The sequence below is a fragment of the Paraburkholderia sp. SIMBA_027 genome (assembly GCF_046535315.1).
GTDB classification, from domain to species: domain Bacteria; phylum Pseudomonadota; class Gammaproteobacteria; order Burkholderiales; family Burkholderiaceae; genus Paraburkholderia; species Paraburkholderia tropica.
Genome location: NZ_JAWRWY010000003.1, coordinates 258,016 through 273,307 on the forward strand (window position 1 = coordinate 258,016; position 15,292 = coordinate 273,307).

Consider the following 15,292-nt stretch of genomic DNA (forward strand, 5'->3'; position numbering starts at 1 on the left):
AATTTGATCGCGTAACGATTATCGACGAGTTGCATTTCATTTCATTTGCTTCGAGAATTCGGGGCACGATAAATACGTATGAAAAATGAGCACGGGCAGCGCGCTGTTTTTCTCGTATCCATTCTGTAAGTCGGCCCCCTCAGCTAAAGCAGCGGGGACGAGTAATGCGGCGGAATTCGGGGCGCCGCTCTCACCGGGTCGATCCGATTTGCCGCGCCAGCCACGCTTCCCGTCGCGCTGTCATATGCGGTAATTCACGCATCGCGCATAAAATACGCGTCCGCCCTAAAGATAGTGCGCACGCGGCCGTTAATACGTCTTAACGCATTCCGTCCAACGCACATTCACTCAGCATATCCATGTCCTTGCCCATCGTGATCGCCGATGATTCGCTGTTAGCCCGCAAGGTGCTCACGAAGGCGCTTCCCGAGGACTGGGACGTCGACATCTCGTACGCGTCGAACGGACATGAAGCGCTGGCGCTCTATCGCGCCGGGCGTGCTCCGGTCATGTTTCTCGATCTGACGATGCCCGGCATGACGGGTTTTCAGGTTCTTGAAGCCATGCAGCACGAGGATCTGAATACGTTCGTGATCGTCGTATCCGCCGACGTCCAGCCGCGCGCCCAGGAGCGCGCGCTCGCGCTGGGCGCGATGGCGTTCGTGCCGAAGCCGGTCACCCAGGAAGCGCTGCTACCCATCCTGAAGGAGTACGGGTTGTATGCCTGATCGAGTGTTCACGGAACTGCAGCGCGACGCGCTTCAGGAGATCGCCAATCTGGGGATGGGCCAGGCAGCCACGCGTTTGTCGGGGCTCCTGAATGCTTTCATCGAATTGTCGGTGCCGCGCGTGCGCGTGGTGGCGGTCAGCGAGGCCGCGGACGCCTTGCGCGAGATGACCGGCATCGACGGTCCGGTGACGGCCGTGCGCCAGGGTTTTCGCTCCGAAATCAAGGGCGAGGCGCTGGTGATCTGCCGCAGCGGCGAGATTGCGGAACTCGGCGCGCTGATCGGCGGCCCGTTCGCGGAGTCGACCTGGGACGCGCTCACCGAGCAGGAACTGATCTTCGACGTGGCGAACGTGCTGACCGGCGCGTGTGTCTCGTCGATGCTCGACCAGCTCGGGCGTCTGCCGGTGTTTTCGCAGCCGGGCCTGCTCGGCGACGCCGTCACGCTCGACGAAGTGTTCCAGCCCGGCCTGCTCGCGTGGGATCTCGCGCTGCTCGTCGAAGTCAACTTCGCGCTGGAAGACCAGCGTTTTCGCGCGCATCTCGTCATGCTGATGGCCGAAGAGTCGATCCATCACGTAAGCCGGGCCATCGACGCGCTGTTGCACAGCCTATGACTACCCCTGAATTGCCGTTGTCGACGCCCTCGCTGTCCGACCTCGTGGTCGAACGCGTGGGCTTCGGCCTGTTCGTGCTCGACCGCGACATGAACGTGCTGATGTGGAACCGCTTCATGCAGGACCACAGCGGCGTGTCCGCCGAAGACGTGATCGGCCGCCCGATTTTCGAGCGCTTTCCCGACCTGCCGCGCGCGTGGCTCGCGCGCAAGGTCGAAAGCGTGTTCCAGCTCGGCAGCTTCGCCTTCAGCTCGTGGGAGCAGCGACCCTACCTGTTCCGCTTCGATCACGACCGGCCGATCACGGGCGGCGTGGACTACATGCAGCAGGACTGCACCTTCATGCCGCTGATGCGCGAGCGCGAGGTGATCGCCGTGTGCGTCACGGTGTCCGACGTCACGCACGTGAGCGTGATGCAGCGCGAGCGCGAGGACGCCGTGGCCAAGCTGCGCGAATACGCCGACCGCGACGGCCTCACGGGCATCGCGAACCGGCGCTTCTTCGAGTCGCGCCTGATGGAGGAATTCTCGCGCTGGCAGCGTTATGGCGGCGACCTCTCGGTGCTGCTGTTCGATCTCGACCACTTCAAGAAGATCAACGACGAATTCGGCCACGTCGCCGGCGACACGGTGCTGCGCTCGATGGCGCAGCGCGTGGCCGACGTGGTGCGCAAGCAGGACGTGTTCGGCCGCTTCGGCGGCGAGGAATTCGCGCTGCTGCTGCCGTGCACGCCGCTCGACGACGCGCTGCACGTGGCCGAGAAGATCCGCCACACGATCGGCGACACGCCCGTGGACGTGCAGGGCGTGGTCGTGCCGGTCACGGCGAGCGTGGGCGCCGCCGCGGCGCGGCCCGGCTCGAGCGACTACGAGGTCATGATCAACGAGGCCGACGCCGCGCTCTACAGCGCCAAGCGCCAGGGCCGCAATCGTTCGGTGGTGCTGCTGCACGAGCTGTCTTAGCTCCTCGACCGGGATCGCGCCTTCTGGGGCGCGTTCCTCGAACATGGCGGACGATGGCGGGAATCTGCGCGACGTTGTCCGTCATAGGCCGACGATAGGTCCGCGAAAAACCCGCGCGAGACGCGCGTTGGCGCTTCAGTCCGGCGCCGCACGCCGCTGCTGACCGATTTGCCCCTGATTGCGGCGAGGTTCCCGACTGCGGCGGCCCGCAAAGGTTGATATACTTTGGCCCGTTTCCGGCCTTGGACCCTGAATGGCGTTCGAGAGAGCCGGTGCCTCGCGCGTGTCCGCGCGCGCGGGCGACCCGCTCCATGCGGGCCCGAATATCTGAAACGCCCCGTCGAGGGCGACCCCAGCGGAGATCGTCTTGGCTGTTTCCAACCTCGTCGTGGACGATACACATCAAACCGACGCCGCCGCCGCATCGTCGGGCAGCTCGTTTTATCTGGCGATGCGCATCCTGCCTGCCGCGCAGCGCGACGCCATGTATCAGGTCTACGCCTTTTGCCGCGCTGTCGACGACATCGCGGACAGCGACCTGCCGCGCGCCGAGCGTGCGGCGGGGCTCGACCAATGGCGCGCCGACATCGACGCGTGCTACGCCGGCACGCCGCGCGCCTCGCTGGCCGCGCTCACGCGCCATATCCACACGTTCGGGCTGCAGCGCGAGGACTTCCACGCGATGATCGACGGCATGGCCATGGACGCCGCCGAGGACATCTGCGCCCCCGACGAGGACACGCTCGACCTCTATTGCGACCGCGTCGCGAGCGCGGCGGGCCGTCTGTCAGTGAGAATTTTCGGGATGGAAGAGGAGCCGGGCCGGCTGCTCTCGCATCACCTCGGCCGTGCGCTCCAGTTGACCAACATCCTGCGCGACATCGACGAGGACGCGGACATCAACCGCTGCTATCTGCCGCGCGAACTGCTCGCGCGCGAAGGCATCGCGGCCACGGGTCCGCACCAGATCGCCGCCGATCCCCGCTTGCCGCGCGTCTGCGCGACGCTGGTGGAGCGCGCGTTCGGCCATTTCGCCGCCGCCGACGCGATCATGGACCGCACGCCGCGCGTCCAGGTCAAGGCGCCGCGCATCATGTCGGGCGTCTACCGCGTGCTGCTCGAACGCACCATCGAGCGCGGCTTCGACCTGCCGCGCACCAAGGTGGCCAAACCGCGCGCGCGGCTCATGTGGATCGTGGCGCGCTACGCGCTGTTCTGATGCCGCGGCTCGTCCACGTGATCGGCGCGGGGCTGGCGGGCCTCGCGACGGCCGTGCGGCTGCAGCGCCGGGGCGTGCAGGTCGCCCTGCACGAAGCGGGCGCGCAGGCAGGTGGACGATGCCGTTCGTACTATGACCGCACGCTGGCGGCCACGCTCGACAGCGGCAACCATCTGGTGCTGGCCGCTCACGCGCACACGCTCGACTACGTGCGCGCGATCGGCGCCGCCGACGAACTGACGGGACCGGCCGAACCCGGATTCGCGTTCATGGACCTCGCGGCGCGCTCGCGTTGGAGCGTGCGCTTTTCGCGCTCGCGGGTGCCGTTCTGGATCGGCGACGCCCAGGCGCGCGTGCCGGGCACCCGGGTCTCGGACTATCTCGCGCTGCTGCCGCTGCTGTTCGCGAGACCTGGCCGCACGGTCGAGCAGACCATGCGCTGCGATGGCGTGTTGTGGGACCGCCTGGTGCGCCCGCTGCTGCTCGCGGGGCTCAACGTCGAGCCGCGCGAAGCGAGCGCCGAACTCGCTTCGGCGATGCTGCGCGAGGCGCTGGCGGCGGGCGGCGAATCGCTGCGTCCGCTGGTGGCGCGCCACGGCCTGTCGAGCGCTTTCGTCGATCCGGCGTTGCGCATGCTCCAGCATGGCGGCGCGGCGATCCGGCTCGAATCGCCCTTGAGAGCGATCGCTTACGACGACGCGGCGCGCCGCGTCGTCGCGCTCGATTTCGACAGCGGCCGCGTGCTGCTGGGCATGGACGAAGCCGTGGTGCTGGCGGTGCCGCCCGCTGCGGCCGCCGCGCTGGTGCCCGCGTTGCAGACGCCGCAGCGTTTCACGTCGATCATCGACGTGCATTTCGCCGCCGACGCACCGCCCGGCCTCGCCACGCCGATGGCGCTCGTGAACGGCACGGCCGACTGGCTGTTCGCCGGCGCGGGCCGGATTTCGGCGACGATCCACGACGCGGGCTCGCTGGCCCTGCTCGCGCCCGACGTGATCGCGCAGCGCGTCTGGACCGATGTCGCGAACGCGGCGTCGCTGCCCGTGACGCCGCTGCCCGCGTGGCAGATCGCCGGCGACGCGCGCGCGACCTTCGCCGCCGTGCCCGACGAGGAACTGCGCCGCCCGGCGGCGCGCACGCGCTGGACCAATTTGATGCTCGCGGGCGACTGGACGGCTACCGGCCTCCCCGCAACGATCGAAGGAGCGATCCGCTCCGGCCGCAAGGCCGCGGACGGGCTCCTGTCTGAACCTTAGGAAGTGCCGATGAACGACTTATCCCAAGCCATGCCGACCGACGAGACGGCGCGCGTCCTGAGCGCCGCCGCGCTGGCGCCCACGCTCGCGCCCGCGCTCGACGACGGCGCCGCCGCGCTGCCGGCCGGAACCCTCGACGCCGCCGTTGCGCGCGCGACCGATGCGATCCTCGCCGATCAGCGCGCCGACGGCCACTGGGTCTACGAACTCGAAGCCGACGCCACGATTCCCGCCGAATACGTGCTGCTCGTCCACTACCTGGGCGAGGAAGCGAACCTCGAGCTCGAACAGAAGATCGCGCGCTACCTGCGCCGCATCCAGCTGCCGGGCGGCGGCTGGCCGCTGTTCACCGACGGCGACATGGACGTGAGCGCGACCATCAAGGCGTATTTCGCACTCAAGATGATCGGCGACGCCGAAGATGCCGAGCACATGGTGCGCGCGCGCGACGCGATTCTCGCGGCCGGCGGCGCGGAAAAAGCCAACGTGTTCACGCGCATCCTGCTCGCGCTGTTCGGCGTGGTGACGTGGTACGCCGTGCCGATGATGCCGGTGGAAATCACGCTGTTGCCGAAGTGGTTCCCGTTCCATCTCTCGAAGGTCTCGTACTGGGCGCGCACGGTGATCGTGCCGCTGCTCGTGCTCGGCGCGAAGCGTCCGGTCGCGAAGAATCCGCGCGGCGTGCGCATCGACGAACTGTTCCTGAGCGCGCCCGTCACCACCGGTCTGAACGAGCGCGCGCCGCATCAGAGCAAGGGCTGGTTCGGCTTCTTCCGCGCCGTGGACGGCGTGCTGCGCGTGACCGATCCGCTGTTCCCGACGTATCTGCGCCAGCGCGCGATCGACGCGGCGGTGGCCTTCGTCGACGAACGCCTGAACGGCGAAGACGGCCTCGGCGCGATCTTCCCGGCGATGGCCAACGCCGTCATGATGTACGACGTGCTTGGCTATCCGGCCGATCATCCGCATCGCGCGATTGCCCGCCAGTCGGTCGAAAAACTTGTCACGGTGCATACCGACGAAGCCTACGTGCAGCCGTGTCTGTCGCCCGTGTGGGACACCTCGCTGGCAGCGCACGCGCTGCTCGAAACCGGCGACGCGCGTGCCGAGGAAGGCGCGCGGCGCGGCCTCGAATGGCTGCGTCCGCTGCAGATTCTCGACGTGCGCGGCGACTGGATCTCGCGTCGTCCCGACGTGCGTCCGGGCGGCTGGGCGTTCCAGTACGCGAATCCGCACTACCCCGACGTCGACGACACGGCCGTGGTCGTGGCCGCGATGGATCGCGTCGACAAGCTCGACAAGACCCAGTCCTACGCCGAGGTGATGTCGCGCGCGCGCGAGTGGGTGGTCGGCATGCAGAGCAGCAACGGCGGCTGGGGCGCGTTCGAGCCGGAAAACACGCACGAATATCTGAACAACATCCCGTTCTCGGACCACGGCGCGCTGCTCGATCCGCCGACCGCCGACGTCTCGGGCCGCTGTCTGTCGATGCTCGCGCAGATGGGCGAACTGCCGGTGGCGAGCGAGCCGGCGCGCCGCGCGTACAACTACATCCTCGACGAGCAGGAAGCGGATGGCAGCTGGTACGGCCGCTGGGGCATGAACTACATCTACGGCACGTGGACGGCGCTGTGCGCGCTGAACGCGGCCGGTCTCGAACACGCCGATCCGCGCATGAAACGCGCGGCTCAGTGGCTGATCTCGATCCAGAACGAGGACGGCGGCTGGGGCGAGGACGGCACCAGCTACAAGCTCGAATACCGCGGCTACGAGCGCGCGACGAGCACGGCGTCGCAGACGGCCTGGGCGCTGCTCGGCCTGATGGCGGCGGGCGAAGTGAATCATCCGTCGGTCGCGCGCGGCATCGCGTGGCTGCAGCAGACGCAGCAGGACCACGGCCTCTGGGACGAAACGCGCTTCACCGCGACCGGCTTCCCGCGCGTGTTCTATCTGCGCTACCACGGCTATCGCAAGTTCTTCCCGCTGTGGGCGCTCGCGCGCTACCGCAACCTCAAACGCGACGGCGCGACGCGCGTCACGGTCGGTTTGTGACGATGGCGGCGGCATTGAATCCGCGTGCGGGCGGCGCGCTGCCCGTGATCGCCGTGACCGGCATGGCGTTCGAGGCGAGCATCGCCGCGGGCAAGGGCGGCGACGGCATCGAGGCCGTCTACGCGGCGCGCGCCGATCTGCTGCAACGCGCGCTCGACGCCGCGCTGGAACGCGGCGCGGCGGGCGTGATCAGCTTCGGCACGGCGGGCGGTCTCGGCCCGGATCTCGAACCGGGGACGATCGTGATCGCCGAAGCCGTCGACGGTCCGTTTGGCCGCATCGCGTGCGACGCGGCCTGGAGCGCGCGCATGGCGGCGGCGCTGATGGCCTCGCCGCTGGCCGCGCAGACGCGCCGGGGCATTGAAGCCGCGGTGGCCGCGCCGCTCACGGGCGCGGCGGACAAGGCGGCGCTGCATCAGTCGAACGGCGCGCTGGCCGTCGATATGGAATCGCATCTCGCGGCGGCGGCCGCGGCCGCGCGCGGCCTGCCGTTCGCGGTGTGCCGCGCGGTGGTCGATCCGGCATGGCGCAGCTTGCCCAAGGCCGCGATGGCCGGACTGCGCGACGACGGCTCCACGGCCGTTCTGCCGATCCTGCGCGAACTCGCGCGCGATCCGCTACAACTGGGTGGCCTGCTGCGCGTGGCCGCCGACGCCGGTGCGGCGCGCAAGGCGCTCACGGCGGCGCGGCGCGTGCTCACGGCATCGGGCGCTTTTTTTCCGCGCTGATTCCACGCCGACTCCCCACCGATTCCCTTCCGGTCTCCCCCGCTTCCCTTTATTCACGATTTCGCGCCGCACTGTTGCCGGCGCGGAATATTGAAATGCCTAGGGAAAACCCCTATCTCTGATACCATCTGAGTGTTAACCCTAGGTCCGCTGGTTTCGATCTGGGGACGGATCACGCATAGGGAGTTACCAATATGAATTTCCATACTCGCAAGTGGGTCAAGCCGGAAGATCTGAACCCCAACGGCACGCTGTTCGGCGGCAGCCTGCTGCGCTGGATCGACGAAGAAGCCGCGATTTACGCGATTTGCCAGCTCGATAACCAGCGCGTCGTGACGAAGTTCATCTCGGAGGTGAATTTCGTGAGTTCGGCGCGTCAGGGCGACATCATCGAACTGGGCATGACGGCCACCGATTTCGGCCGCACGTCGATCACGCTGCGCTGCGAAGTGCGCAACAAGGTCACGCGCAAGAGCATCCTGACGATCGAGCGGATGGTGTTCGTGAACATGGACGCCGAAGGCAAGCCCGCGCCGCACGGCCGCGACCGGATCCGTTACGCCGAAGAGGCCTATGAGCGCTATCGCCAGACGGTGCACACGGCGGTGGACGCCACGGCGGCCGCGGCGGCGAAGGAAGCCGAGCGCGAAGCGCTGAACGAAGACGAAGCGGTGCACTGAGCGCGTCAGCGCAGTCGCGAGGCAAAGAAAAACCCGGCGGGGCGAAAGCTCCGGCCGGGTTTTTTGCGTCTCGCGCCGCCCGAGTTTCGAGCGGCACGAATCATCGCGAATTGATCGCGGAATCAGCGCATCTTCAAGGCGCCGAAGCCGCTTTCGCGGGCGCCGCCGTGGCCGAAGCCGCAGCCGGTGCCGAAGCCGCCACAGGCGCCGAGGCACCCGAAGCCGCCTGCGCCGCCGCAGCAGCAGCCACCCCCGCCGTCCCGGCTGCCGCAGCCGCACCGGCGCCCGCGCCGGCCGCTGCCGCGCCGTTCGCGCTGCCCTCGCCCGGATCTTCGTAGTTCGGCAAACCGTTGTCCGACGCGCCGCCCTTGGCCGGAGCCGCCGGAGCTGCCGCACCACCCGCACCACCCGACTCGCCCGGATCGTCGTAATTCGGCAGCCCGTTCCCCGACTTGCCCGCGCCGCCGTTGTCATCCGAGGCGCCAGGATCGCCGTAATCCGGCAGCGGCGCATTGTTGCTCTGCGAGCCGCGAATCAGCGACTGACGCTGCTGGCGGTACGCGTCGCGCACGAACGAATACTTGTCGAGCGCCGCCTGTTGCAGCAGGTCGGTGGCGCCCAGCAGATCGGCGCGCGCGCTCACGAATTGCGCGATGTACATCGGATTGCGCACCGCGGGTTCGATGTAGTTGAGGATGTTGAACTTCACATCCACGCCCATGCCGATGCCGTCGCGCACAGAGCTCGGCCCGAACACCGGCAGCACCAGATACGGACCGGCCGGCACGCCGTAATGGCCCATCGTCAGACCAAAGTCCTGATGGTGCTTCGGCAGGCCCGCGGGCGTGGCGAAGTCGATCAGGCCGCCCAGACCGAAGGTCGAGTTCATCGCGAGACGCATGAGGTCTTCGGTGGCGTCGGTGATCTTCAGTTGCAGCAGGTCGTTGGCGAAATTGCTGACGTCGCCGAGGTTGGAAAAGAAGTTCGTGATCGCCTGCCGGATCGGCTGCGGCGTGACTTTCTGATACCCCTTCGCAATCGGTTGGGCAATGTGCGTATCGAGCGCGTCGTTGAACGTAAAGATCGCGCGATTGGCCGGTTCGAACGGATCACCCGGCTTGCGGTCGGGACCTGTGGCGCAGCCCGACGTCACGAGGAGCGTCAGGCTCGCCGCCGCCATGGTGAGCGCGGCTTGTTTTTTCTTCATTGATCGATCCCCTGCGTATGCGATCGTGCGCGCTTCGCGCGCGGCTTGCCCATCAGCACCGGCTGGAACACCACGGCGCCGATCAGCGTACAGAACAAGGACAACGCGAGCAGTTTGCCCATGCTCGAGGTGCCCGGATGATGCGAAAGCCACAGGCTGCCGAACGCCGTGGCCGTGGTTGCGGCCGAGAACAGCACCGCGTGCGTGAGGCTCGAATGCAGCAGGCCGGTTTGACCCGCGCGCCAGGCCATCACAAAGTAGATTTTGAACGCGACGCCGACGCCAAGCATCAGGGGAAGCGCGATGATATTGGCGAAATTGAGTTGGATACCGAGCACAACGCACAACTCAAGCGTCACGAGCGCCGATACCAGCAGCGGAATCAGCGTGCGCAGCACGTCGCCGAAGTGGCGCAGCGTGATCCACAGCAGCGCGGTGATGAGCAGCACCGACCACGCCGCCGCCTGCAGGAACGCGAGAATGATCACGTTCGCCGAGTGCAGGATCGAGATCGGGCCGCCGATGGCGTTCGGCTCCGCCGCCTTCACGGCGTGCGAGAAGCGCGCGAGCATGGCGTCGTCGTTCGGATCGACGCCCGCGGGCACGCGCGGCGCGACATCGACGATCGCCTCGCCCGTGACCGGCGACACCCAGTCCTGCACCATCGCCTTCGGCAGATTTTCGCGCGTGATTTCCGACGGCTGCAGCAGGCGTTCGAGCTGCGCGAACGCGAGCTTGAGCGGCTGGCTGAAGGCCTTTTCGGCGCGGTCGCGCGTGGCGGCGTCGGCGTTGGCGAGCTTCGTCAGGCCGTCCGAGAGATGCTTGGCTTCGGCGGCGCCCGGACCCGGGTGATCGCCCGCCGCGAGCGCGAGCTGGTTGGCGGCGCGCTTGAGCGTGTCGACGCGCACCGCGTCCGTCACCGGCGACGACGGCTGCTGCGTCAGCGCGGGCATGAGCTGCTGCGCGGCGCTCGAAATCAGCATCATCTTCTGTTGCTGGTCGTCGGGGATCAGCGAGCTCAGCGTGGTCGCGCGGCCCACTTCCGGCAGCTTCGAGAGCTTCGCGGCGATGTTGTCCGCGTCGGCGAGCGAGGGCGCGAGCACGCTCACGTCGTTGATCGAAATGACCGGCGAATTCTTCAGCGCAATCAGCGTGGCCATCGACTCCGTGTGCGGATCTTTCAGATGCAGCGGATTGAAGTCGAAACGCAGATGGAACAGCAGCGGCGACGCGCCCAGCACGACGATCAGCGTGCCGATCAGCACGGGCTTGCGATGCTCGGCAAGCCAGGTGTCGACCGGCGCGAGGAACGCGAAGCCCGGCGAGGCGCGCTCGCCCTTGGGCTTGAACACGCTGATGAGCGCGGGCAGCAGCGTCATGTTCGCGAAGTACGCGACGAACATGCCGACGCCCGCGATCTGGCCGAGTTCGGAGAGGCCCTTGTAGGCGGTCGGCAGGAACGAAAAGAAACTTTCGGCGACGGCGATGGCGGCCAGCGTGAGCGGCACGCCGATCAGACGCGCGGTCTTGAGCAGCGCGGCGTCGAGCCGGTCGTCCTGGAAGCGTTCCTCTCGATACTTCACGCCGAACTGCACGCCGAAGTCGACGCCCAGCCCCACGAACAGCACCATGAACGCGACCGACAGCATGTTGAGCGAGCCGATCATCAGGAGTCCGAGCGCCGCCGTGACGACGAGCCCGACCACCAGCGTGACGAGCACCGCGCCGATCAGACGGCCCGAGCGCAGCGCGAGCCACAGGATCACGAGCACGACGATCGTCGTGATCGCGCCGTTGAGCGCGGCGCCGTCCTGCACCGAGGCGAATTCGTCGTCGGCGAGCGGCTGTTCGCCGGTCAGACGCACGCGCGCGCCGTATTCGGTGTCCAGATGCAGCGAGGCGGCCGTGTCGCGGATCGCCTGCGAGGCGCTCGCGCCCGCCTTGAGCGCGGCGAAATTCAGCACCGGCTGCACCGTCACGAACGAAAACGCGGGCTTCGCGGCGGCGTCCTTGTCGACGAGCGCGCGCCACGAGAACGCGGCGGGCTTGCCCGCCAGCACCTGGTCGACGGTGTCGGCGGCGCTGCCGAGCAGGCCCGCCATCTGCGGCAGTTTCACCTGACCGATCGTGAGCGGCAGTTGCAGCGTGGTGATCAGCGTGCCCGCGAGGCCCGCGAGGCTCGGGTCCTTCGCCAGCTGGTTGATCAGCGGACGCGCCTGGACGAGCTGGCCCGTGGTGGACAGCACCGTGGGCGTGGACGGGAACAGCAGCCCGTTGTGCTCGAAGAACGGGCCGCCCGCGGGCTGCGAGACCGCGCTGAATTCGCGCGAGTCCTGCTTGAGCGCGTCGGCGAGCTTGTCGGCGGCGGCGTCGGCGAGTTCGGGCGCGGGCGCTTCCACCACCACGAGCAGCGAACTGCTGCGTTGCGGGAAGGCCTTGTCCTTGGCGTCGCTGAGCGCGGCCCACTCGGCGGTGTTCTCGACGAGGCCGCTGACGTCCGTGTTGATCTTGAAATGCTTCGCGACGTACGTGCCGCTCAGCACGGCCAGTACGATCGCAAGTGCGATGACCCACGCCGCGCGGCGAACCGACCAGGCGACGAGGTGAATGATGAATGGCTTCAGCATAAAGGCGAGGGGAGCCTCGGCGATTAATATTCTTGAACGAAGCGCTCAAGTATACCGGCCTCGCCCAACTCGGCGCGCCTCGCGCACACGAGCGCGAACGTCAAAGCCGTTATACTGGTCCGGCCGGGGCGGGATCGAGCCCCAGACGTGCCATCGAGCAGGCCGGTGTAGTGGTCCGCTTCGTCGGCGCCTGATATTTACTGTTCCAAAAACGCGTATGAAACGTTATCTGACCGCATTACTCACCGCTGCCTTCCTGTCGGGCGTGTCGGGCGCCGCCTTCGCGCAGTCCTCCCCGGACGCCGTCGTCAAAGCGGCCGTGGAAGGCACCGTGAAGGCCATGCAGGCCGATCCGCAAGCGCGCGGCGGCGACATGAAACAGATCACGCAAGTGGTCGAGACCCATTTCGTGCCGGCCACCGACTTCCAGCGCACCACGCGTATCGCGATCGGCAAGGCCTGGACCACGGCCACGCCCGAACAACAGCAGAAGCTCTATGAGCAATTTCAACTCCTGCTCGTGAAGACCTACGCCTCGTCGCTCGCGCAGCTACGCGACACCCAGGTGAACTTCAAGTTCGTGCCGTCGAACACGGCCGGGAGCGCGAAAGACACCGTCGTGCAATCGCACGTGCTCAGCAACGGCGGCGACGACGCCATCGACTATCGCCTCGAACGCACGGCCGGCGGCTGGAAGATCTACGACATCAACATGATGGGTGCGTGGCTCATCCAGGTCTATCAGACGCAATTCGCCGACCAGATCGCCAAAGGCGGCATCGACGGGCTCATCAAGTTCTTGATCGATCACAACGCGCGCAGCTAAGTCCGCGTGAGCGAGGCCCACGCTTCGCAGCTTCGCATAAAAGAACGGCGCGTTCTCGCAAGAGGCGCGCCGTTCTGCTTTTGTGCGCCGCGATCCGGTGGCGCCGCGCGTCCCCTACTTCCTGCGATTCTCCACCGCGAACTTGATCAGTTCCGCCTGCCCTTCGATATCGAGCTTGCGTTTCAGATTGAGCCGGTGCGTCTCGACCGTGCGCACCGACAGCCCTTCGCGCTGCGCGATCTGCTTGCTGGAGAGGCCTTCGGCGAGCGCGTCGAGGATGTCGCGTTCGCGCGGCGTGAGGCGCTCGATGGGCGTTTCCTTCAGCGACGCCTGGATCATGCGCGCGCCCAGCCCCGCGCTGAAATACGTCTGTCCCGCGAGCACGGCCTCGATCGCGCGCACGATTTCCGTGGCCGGCGAATCCTTGAGCACGTAGCCGCTCGCGCCCGCGCGCACGGCTTCCGTCACATATTCGACGTTGTCGTGCATCGACAGCATCAGCACGCGGATCGCCGGAAAGCGTTCGTGAAAGATGCCCGCGAGCGCGATGCCGTTCATGCCGGCCATGCCCACGTCCATCAGGGCGAGATCGGGTTCGAGCGTGGCGGCGAGGTCGATCGCTTCGTCGGCGTTGCCCGCCTCGCCCGCGACTTCGAGGCCCGGCACGGCTTCGAGACGCGCGCGCAGGCCGTCGCGCACGAGCGGATGATCGTCGACGAGCACGAGGCGCGCCGGTTTGCTGGGGTCGTTCATGTGTGTCTGACTTCGTTCGTTGTGTCGGCGACGTGGGCCGCGTGGATCGGCACCCACGCGCTGACGACCGTGTGGCCGGGCTTCGAGCTGACCGTGAGGGTGCCGCCCAGCGGCTCCAGACGCTCGCGCATATTGCGCAGACCCATGCCCGCGCGCGGATCGGCCAGCGCGTGCGCGACGTCGAAACCGCGGCCATTGTCGGCGATCGAGAGCGATACCGCTTGCGGCGTGACTGCCAGCGTGAGCGCCGCGCGCCGCGCCTGCGCGTGCTTGACGATGTTGGTGAGCGCTTCCTGGGCGATGCGGAACAGCACGGTGTTGACGGCGTCGGGCAAGGGCGCGGCGCTCGTCGGCGTGCGGGTGCGCGTGCGCGGCGGGCAATCGCCCGAGAGCGTGAAGCCGATCTCGATTTCCGTCTCCTCGGCGAGTTCGCGCGTGAGCTGTTCGAGCGCGGCGGCGAGGCCGAGATCGTCGAGCATCGCCGGACGCAGCGCGTGCGAGATGCGCCGCACTTCGCGCAGCGTGTCCGACAGGCGCGTGAGGCCGGTGGCGAGCGAAGCTTCGGCGGCGGCCACGCGCGTTTCGCCGCGCTCGAAGCGCGCGAGCGCCGATTCGAGCAGCAGTTTCGCCGACACCAGCATCTGGCTGATGCCGTCGTGCAGCTCGCGCGAGAGCCGCGCGCGCTCCTGTTCCTGCGATTCCACCACTTGCTGCGCGAGGCGCTTGAGCTTGGCGTCGGTGCTGCGGTATTCGCTCACGTTGAGCACGAGCGCGCCGAGCGCGATCACGCCCACGCCCGCGAGCGCGATCACGCCGAGCCATTGCAGCGTGCGCTCGATATTCGCGGAGGCGCGTTCGTCGATATGCGCGAGCGTGGAATCGACGTCGTCGAGATAGATGCCGGTGCCGATCATCCAGCCCCAGCGCGGCAGCGGCACGACATAGCCGAGCTTGGGCGCGAGCTTGCCCGTCGACGGTCGATGCCACATGTAGCGCACATAGCCGCCGCCATGCTGCGCGGCGGCCACGAGTTGCTGGATCGTCAGCGAGCCTTGCGGATCGCGCAGATTCCACAGGTCCTGGCCGACGAGACCGGGCTCGCGCGGATGCATGAGCGAGCGCCCGTGCAGGTCGTAGACGAAGAAATAGCCGTCGGGGCCGAAGTCCATTTTTTGCAGTACGGCGAGTGCGGCACGTTGGCGCGCGGCCTCGCTGGCGGGCGTGGCGGCGAAATCCGGGGCTGAATCCGCGGCCGAATCCGAATCCGGCGCATACAGCGGCGCGATTGCACTGGTGGCGAGCTCAACGTAATGGCGCAGTTCGATTTCCTTGCTCGACAGGTACGCGGCCTGCATGGTCGCGTGCTGGGTCTGCGCGAGCGCGGTGGCCTGCTGGCGCACGCCGATCCCGATCCCTGCGATGGCCGCGAGAAACGGCACCACGGCGAGCAGAAAAATTCGGGTCTTGAGAGTCATGGTGAGCGGCTCGATGCGCGGTTCGGCCTACGTAATTTCACGTAGTTCCCTTACGTAGTTGTCCGCTTGTGGCGCACAAGGCGAAAGCGAATACTACACGCCCATAGCGTGGCGCAACTGCGCCACCTGCCGCGCCGCCTTCGACTAGTATGAATCGAAGCCC

13 protein-coding genes are annotated in these 15,292 nt (G+C 67.4%); 9 read left to right on the forward strand and 4 right to left on the reverse strand.

From position 1 onward, the window contains the following. Positions 1-359 precede the first annotated feature (359 nt). From SB764_RS06810 to SB764_RS06845, 8 genes are all read left to right on the forward strand, one after another. Positions 360-728, forward strand: a complete 369-nt coding sequence (locus SB764_RS06810; RefSeq protein ID WP_065061652.1) for a response regulator — start codon at positions 360-362, stop codon at positions 726-728. Continuing rightward, positions 721-1,344, forward strand: coding sequence for a chemotaxis protein CheC (locus SB764_RS06815; protein WP_065061651.1), 624 nt, complete (start codon positions 721-723; stop codon positions 1,342-1,344). Before SB764_RS06810 ends, SB764_RS06815 begins: the two co-directional genes overlap by 8 nt. Next, positions 1,341-2,306, forward strand: a complete 966-nt coding sequence (locus SB764_RS06820; protein ID WP_065061650.1) for a sensor domain-containing diguanylate cyclase — start codon at positions 1,341-1,343, stop codon at positions 2,304-2,306. Before SB764_RS06815 ends, SB764_RS06820 begins: the two co-directional genes overlap by 4 nt. Positions 2,307-2,673: 367 nt before the next feature. After that, positions 2,674-3,525, forward strand: coding sequence for a presqualene diphosphate synthase HpnD (gene hpnD / locus SB764_RS06825; RefSeq protein WP_065061649.1), 852 nt, complete (start codon positions 2,674-2,676; stop codon positions 3,523-3,525). Beyond that, positions 3,525-4,781 carry a hydroxysqualene dehydroxylase HpnE gene (hpnE, locus tag SB764_RS06830; protein WP_410863035.1) on the forward strand — a complete coding sequence of 419 codons (1,257 nt, stop codon included), beginning with the start codon at positions 3,525-3,527 and terminating at the stop codon, positions 4,779-4,781. The genes hpnD and hpnE overlap by 1 nt, the downstream gene beginning before the upstream one ends. 9 nt (positions 4,782-4,790) lie before the next feature. Then, positions 4,791-6,833: a squalene--hopene cyclase gene (gene shc / locus SB764_RS06835; protein ID WP_410863037.1), complete on the forward strand. Its 2,043-nt coding sequence runs from the start codon at positions 4,791-4,793 to the stop codon at positions 6,831-6,833. Between the two features lie 2 nt (positions 6,834-6,835). Beyond that, entirely contained in the window at positions 6,836-7,561 is a 726-nt protein-coding gene (locus SB764_RS06840; RefSeq protein WP_110325856.1) for a phosphorylase, read from the forward strand. Positions 7,562-7,755: 194 nt separating this feature from the next. Then, positions 7,756-8,241 (forward strand): acyl-CoA thioesterase, encoded by a 486-nt coding sequence (locus SB764_RS06845; RefSeq protein ID WP_065061645.1) that lies wholly within the window; start codon positions 7,756-7,758, stop codon positions 8,239-8,241. 133 nt (positions 8,242-8,374) lie between these two features. On the opposite strand, the gene SB764_RS06850 is transcribed toward SB764_RS06845, so the two are convergent. Both SB764_RS06850 and SB764_RS06855 read right to left on the reverse strand, forming a co-directional pair. After that, positions 8,375-9,448 carry a VacJ family lipoprotein gene (locus SB764_RS06850; RefSeq protein WP_124260635.1) on the reverse strand — a complete coding sequence of 358 codons (1,074 nt, stop codon included), beginning with the start codon at positions 9,446-9,448 and terminating at the stop codon, positions 8,375-8,377. Then, positions 9,445-12,075: an MMPL family transporter gene (locus SB764_RS06855; RefSeq protein ID WP_410863039.1), complete on the reverse strand. Its 2,631-nt coding sequence runs from the start codon at positions 12,073-12,075 to the stop codon at positions 9,445-9,447. The genes SB764_RS06850 and SB764_RS06855 overlap by 4 nt, the downstream gene beginning before the upstream one ends. A 217-nt stretch (positions 12,076-12,292) precedes the next feature. Between SB764_RS06855 and SB764_RS06860 the strand changes: the two genes are divergently transcribed. Then, on the forward strand, positions 12,293-12,901 hold the full coding sequence (locus tag SB764_RS06860) for a phospholipid-binding protein MlaC (protein WP_065061642.1): 609 nt from the start codon (positions 12,293-12,295) through the stop codon (positions 12,899-12,901). A 114-nt stretch (positions 12,902-13,015) separates the two neighbouring features. Here SB764_RS06860 and SB764_RS06865 read toward each other — a convergent pair whose 3' ends face one another. Beyond that, the gene (locus tag SB764_RS06865; protein ID WP_065061641.1) at positions 13,016-13,654 is read right to left on the reverse strand and encodes a response regulator; all 639 of its coding nucleotides are present in this window, start codon (positions 13,652-13,654) and stop codon (positions 13,016-13,018) included. Further along, entirely contained in the window at positions 13,651-15,129 is a 1,479-nt protein-coding gene (locus SB764_RS06870) for a cache domain-containing protein (RefSeq protein ID WP_183713283.1), read from the reverse strand. Before SB764_RS06870 ends, SB764_RS06865 begins: the two co-directional genes overlap by 4 nt. Positions 15,130-15,292: the final 163 nt, after the last annotated feature.

Excerpts from the sequence above, each read along its gene's own strand:
- SB764_RS06865 (WP_065061641.1), bottom strand. The coding sequence starts at position 13,654 with ATGAACGACCCCAGCAAACCGGCGCGCCTCGTGCTCGTCGACGATCAT.
- SB764_RS06845 (WP_065061645.1), top strand. The coding sequence starts at position 7,756 with ATGAATTTCCATACTCGCAAGTGGGTCAAGCCGGAAGATCTGAACCCC.
- SB764_RS06840 (WP_110325856.1), top strand. The coding sequence starts at position 6,836 with ATGGCGGCGGCATTGAATCCGCGTGCGGGCGGCGCGCTGCCCGTGATC.
- SB764_RS06855 (WP_410863039.1), bottom strand. The coding sequence starts at position 12,075 with ATGCTGAAGCCATTCATCATTCACCTCGTCGCCTGGTCGGTTCGCCGC.
- hpnE (WP_410863035.1), top strand. The coding sequence starts at position 3,525 with ATGCCGCGGCTCGTCCACGTGATCGGCGCGGGGCTGGCGGGCCTCGCG.
- SB764_RS06815 (WP_065061651.1), top strand. The coding sequence starts at position 721 with ATGCCTGATCGAGTGTTCACGGAACTGCAGCGCGACGCGCTTCAGGAG.
- shc (WP_410863037.1), top strand. The coding sequence starts at position 4,791 with ATGAACGACTTATCCCAAGCCATGCCGACCGACGAGACGGCGCGCGTC.
- SB764_RS06860 (WP_065061642.1), top strand. The coding sequence starts at position 12,293 with ATGAAACGTTATCTGACCGCATTACTCACCGCTGCCTTCCTGTCGGGC.
- SB764_RS06820 (WP_065061650.1), top strand. The coding sequence starts at position 1,341 with ATGACTACCCCTGAATTGCCGTTGTCGACGCCCTCGCTGTCCGACCTC.
- SB764_RS06810 (WP_065061652.1), top strand. The coding sequence starts at position 360 with ATGTCCTTGCCCATCGTGATCGCCGATGATTCGCTGTTAGCCCGCAAG.
- SB764_RS06850 (WP_124260635.1), bottom strand. The coding sequence starts at position 9,448 with ATGAAGAAAAAACAAGCCGCGCTCACCATGGCGGCGGCGAGCCTGACG.
- SB764_RS06870 (WP_183713283.1), bottom strand. The coding sequence starts at position 15,129 with ATGACTCTCAAGACCCGAATTTTTCTGCTCGCCGTGGTGCCGTTTCTC.